The organism is uncultured Paraglaciecola sp., assembly GCF_937123705.1.
Classification (GTDB): domain Bacteria; phylum Pseudomonadota; class Gammaproteobacteria; order Enterobacterales; family Alteromonadaceae; genus Paraglaciecola.
Genome location: NZ_CAKZKO010000092.1, coordinates 1 through 4,113, shown reverse-complemented (window position 1 = coordinate 4,113; position 4,113 = coordinate 1). Strand labels below are relative to the sequence as shown.

The 4,113-nt window shown below is 51.6% G+C and carries 6 protein-coding genes; all 6 read left to right on the top strand.

All coding sequences use genetic code 11. From position 1 onward, the window contains the following. Positions 1-273: ApaLI family restriction endonuclease (locus Q0688_RS12640; protein WP_299077045.1), on the top strand; the 273-nt coding region annotated here is incomplete at its 5' end. Next, positions 210-578: a hypothetical protein gene (locus Q0688_RS12635; RefSeq protein WP_299077041.1), complete on the top strand. Its 369-nt coding sequence runs from the start codon at positions 210-212 to the stop codon at positions 576-578. The genes Q0688_RS12640 and Q0688_RS12635, both read left to right, overlap by 64 nt. Further along, positions 575-1,405 carry a TIGR03759 family integrating conjugative element protein gene (locus tag Q0688_RS12630; protein WP_299077038.1) on the top strand — a complete coding sequence of 277 codons (831 nt, stop codon included), beginning with the start codon at positions 575-577 and terminating at the stop codon, positions 1,403-1,405. Before Q0688_RS12635 ends, Q0688_RS12630 begins: the two co-directional genes overlap by 4 nt. Beyond that, positions 1,402-1,968 (top strand): lytic transglycosylase domain-containing protein, encoded by a 567-nt coding sequence (locus Q0688_RS12625; protein ID WP_299077035.1) that lies wholly within the window; start codon positions 1,402-1,404, stop codon positions 1,966-1,968. The genes Q0688_RS12630 and Q0688_RS12625 overlap by 4 nt, the downstream gene beginning before the upstream one ends. Next, on the top strand, positions 1,968-2,462 hold the full coding sequence (locus Q0688_RS12620; protein ID WP_299077032.1) for a PFL_4695 family integrating conjugative element protein: 495 nt from the start codon (positions 1,968-1,970) through the stop codon (positions 2,460-2,462). Before Q0688_RS12625 ends, Q0688_RS12620 begins: the two co-directional genes overlap by 1 nt. Further along, a partial coding sequence (gene traD, locus Q0688_RS12615; RefSeq protein WP_299077029.1) for a type IV conjugative transfer system coupling protein TraD occupies positions 2,459-4,113 on the top strand: 1,655 nt, incomplete at its 3' end. The genes Q0688_RS12620 and traD, both read left to right, overlap by 4 nt.

Sequence of the window (4,113 nt, the reverse complement as noted above, 5' to 3'; positions counted from 1 at the left end):
TATGCGGGGTCGTTTTTAGAAGAAGCAACTGTTCTATGCTTTAAATTTAACAACCTAAAAGGAAAACGAACATTAGTCAAAAACACAGTTGGCGCAAGACCAAAGACATTTGAAATAGACTTTTTAGACAACAATAATGCAATAGAAATAAAATGGCGAGATGCAACTACTGACGGAGACCATATCACTAAAGAGCATACAAGAGTAGAATGTATTACAAGTTATGGTTACAAACCAATAAGAGTAATGTTTTATTACCCTCAAAGGAATTGAAATCGATTGCAGCCGAACAGCACAGTTATGGCCCCGTATCGCGGGGTGAGATCTTAAGTCGCATCGCCAGCAAGCTCGATCTCGAAGGGATGACAACGGATCAATCGCTGGTTCATCTCTTTCAGGCGAAGCCCCAGGCGTTTGCGAATCACAATATGAATCATCTATTGGCAGGCACGGTGCTGAAAATCCCGCCTGTTAATTCTGAAACGTTGCCGACCGGATATGAAGCCAGTCAGCTCGTTGACGAGCACTATCGCCTATGGAAGAAGCGTCTATGGATTCAGCGTGAGGTGACACCGTGAATCACCAACGGACTTTAGCGATAGGGTTGATTTTATTATCGTCTATTTCTAGCGCAGCGATTGCGGATACGAATGAGGCTTTAACGAACGCATCGAAAACCCCCAGTACTGAAACGCCGATCAGCCGAATGATTGAATTACAGACCTTAGCGAAGCGATGGGGATTGGATCAAGAAGAGTATCAACGTTATCTAGATTTAATGCGTAGCCCATTGGGAAAATGGAGTCCCGATCTTGACCCATTGTTAGCGCTTGGGATGTTTGCAGAGTCTCCGCAGGAAGAACAGCGTTACGCCGAGCTGTATGCGCAACAGGAATTTGATTTAACCGGGCGCACGTTGCAATTTCAACAAGCCTACCGCGCTGCCTTCGAACGTCTGTTTCCCAATGCTGCGATGTTAGATCACCGCTTGTTGGCTCCTTACTTTGCGCACCAACAACAGAAGTCTGCAATGAAGGACGCGAAACGAATAGCGCAAAAGCGCTTTGTTGATGGTGACCGTCTGCTTATTTTTGTACCGCCAAATTGCCGTGAGTGCTTGCCGGTTATTAACCGATTAATGGGTTTGCTGTCGAGTGCTCAACAAAGCGGTGTCGATGTGTACGTTCGCGATGCTCAAGATGATGAGGCTGTTAGAGCATGGGCGAATGCCCACGCGATAAAAACGGCCTGGTTCAATGGGGGGCATCTCACTTTGAACCGTGATGAGGGGTTACTACAACGATTGAAGAGTCAATCCACAGTTTCACCGGCAGATGCCATGCCGATCTTCTTAAAACGCAATGGACGTTTCTTTCAATTGAACAGGGAGAGTTTAGGGTTATGAATCCTTATTTGATGAGGTCATGTTTGGTTAAACCTTGTTTAGTGAAAAAATGGATCGCCGGGGTGACATTGATGCAGTCAGTGGCAGCGGTTGCATTGGAAGACGTGCCAGTGGCCTATTTGATAGTTGCCAAGAGCCATCAAGTCCCTGTCGATATTCTCTATGCGATAGCGATGACAGAAAGCGGTACGCATTATCGCGGTGAGCGAGTACCGTGGCCCTGGGCGTTGAATATCGATGGCCAAAGCGTCTTTTGCGAATCCCAGCAAGATGCAATTCACCGGGTTTCCCAGGCTATCCGAAAACAGCAGTCAGTCGATATCGGGTTGATGCAGGTTAACTGGCGTTGGCACGGGCAACGGTTTGCCACGATTGACGAATCGCTGGTGCCGATTAAGAACCTCAGTGCCGGAGCCACGATTCTGTACGAGCAGTTTGAGCAGACTAATGACTGGTGGGAGGCGGTAGGGCGCTACCACGACCCCGGCCAGGACGCGGAATCGCTCGACAGCGCTCAGCGTTACCGAGAGCGTGTAAGGCAGTATTGGCGGGAGTGGTTCTAATGCGAGGGCTATTCGGACTGCTGTGCCTGTTGTTGTGTTTAGGGGCTCACGCCAGAGAACCACTAACCGTGATTTATGACTCAGGCGATACCTTACCGCTTGAGCCCTATCTGCCGAAACGAGCGCCACAAGAAAAGCCCACTGCTCAGGACGCGAATCGCCAATTGCCGTTCAAGCTGCCGATCACCACACCTTCAATGCAGCCCGGTCAGGTCACAGTCACCCCAAAAGCATTACGTTATTTGCAGCGGCCCTTGTTTTTGGTGGGGTCTGATCAGAAATCGCGAGACTGGCTGGCCGAAAAGCGTGAGCAGCTTATCCATATCGGAGCCGTTGGCCTGTTGGTTGAGGCGAAGGATCGTCAGGAGATTGAGGCGGTTTTGGCTATCGCGAAAGGGCTTCGTCTGGTGCCCGCTTCAGCCGAAGGTTTCGCCACTAAGCTGGGTCTGAGTCACTACCCGATCTTGCTATCAAAGGAGGGTTGGGAGCAGTGACCGACCGGTATGAAGTCGAGGTGTTATTACGTCCTCCCGTGGAGCTGTCTTCCGCGATAGTGGCGTTCAGTTGCGCAGGGATCGTGTTAGTGGCACCGCATGCCTTGATGATGACGCCATCGGTTGCCCTGTTCAGCGCCGGGTGCTTGGGTGGGATCGGTGTGTGGCGTGGTCGCCAGGCCTGGCGAGTGATTCAGTATCAGCGCCATCTCAAGCGCAGCCCGCGTTATGTCATGTCTTCTTCTCAAGTGCCGGTAAGTCAGTCGGTATTGTTCTTAGGGCGAGGCTTTCGCTGGAACCAGACACACACCGAACGACTCTACGCTGCCCGCGATAAACGCGCTGAACGTTATCTGCAGCCCAGCGCCATCAAACAATGGGTTCGTCGCAAAGAGATCGAATGGGAGCATACGCCCCTATTGCGAACGATCATGCGATGGACCGCACTAGATTCCCCTCTGAATCCCGTCCGTCCCCCGCCAGCCATTGGGGGCGATGCCGTCATACACGGCGTCGGGATCAGAGGGGAAACCAATGCCACCATGCCGCTCAGTGACCGGGTCGGGCATATGGTGGTGATCGCCCGAACTCGCCATGGCAAAACCCGGCTGGCCGAAGTGCTGACGACCCAGGATATTCGACGCGGCAACAACTGTGTCATCGTGTTAGACCCGAAAGGAGACGCCGATTATCTAAAGCGTATCTATGTTGAATCCCAGAAAGCAGGGCGTCAGCTCATTATCTTTCATCTGGGCTATCCCGAGCTGAGCGCCCGTTACAATGCCATTGGTTCTTTTTCGCGGATTACAGAAGTTGCGACGCGAATCGCCAGCCAGCTACCGGGCGAAGGTGAGGCCAGTGCGTTTAAAGAATTTGCCTGGCAATTTATTAACGTCATTGCCGTAGCGCTGGTGGCGATGGGTGAAACACCGGATTACCTCAAAATTCGTCGCTATATCACCGATATCGATGCACTGTTGATTCTGTATGGCCGCCATTGGCTGGCAGAGCATGGCCCGGAGGATTGGCAGGATGAGTTGGGGGAGCTGCAAGACAGTATCAACATAAAGTCGTTGCCAAGGATCGATCAGGGCAAAGACCCTGAGGCACTGGCAATGGTGTGCTATCTCAATACCCATGCGACTTTCGATCAGGTGTTAGAAGGGCTAATGTCTGCTTTTCGCTATGACCGTGAGTATTTCTTGAAAATCACGGTGTCCATCAAGCCCTTCCTGGAAAAGCTAACCACCGGCAACATCGCTTCTATCCTGGCACCCGATAAGGCGAACACCGACGACCAACGCCCGGTGTTGGAATGGGCGCAAGCAATAAGGTCTAACGCAGTCGTCTATGTGGGGCTGGACGCACTCACCGATCCAGAAGTAGCCAGTGCGGTGGGCGCTTCCATGTTCAGTGATCTGACCAGTTTGGCGGGTCATATCTATAAGCATGGTATAGCGCCCAGTAATACGAACGAGCACACCAAGAAACCACCGAATATTGTGATTCACGGGGACGAATTTTCCGACTTGATCGGGCCGCAGTTCAAGACGCTGATTAATAAAAGCGGCGGGGCTGGTTACCAACTTAATCTGTACACACAGACTTGGAGCGACCCGATTGCCGAGCTGGGTAGCGAAGCGAAAGCCGG

Bases quoted from the DNA above. Each gene is read 5' to 3' on its own strand.
- Q0688_RS12635 (WP_299077041.1), top strand. From the start codon at position 210: ATGTATTACAAGTTATGGTTACAAACCAATAAGAGTAATGTTTTATTA.
- Q0688_RS12620 (WP_299077032.1), top strand. From the start codon at position 1,968: ATGCGAGGGCTATTCGGACTGCTGTGCCTGTTGTTGTGTTTAGGGGCT.
- Q0688_RS12625 (WP_299077035.1), top strand. From the start codon at position 1,402: ATGAATCCTTATTTGATGAGGTCATGTTTGGTTAAACCTTGTTTAGTG.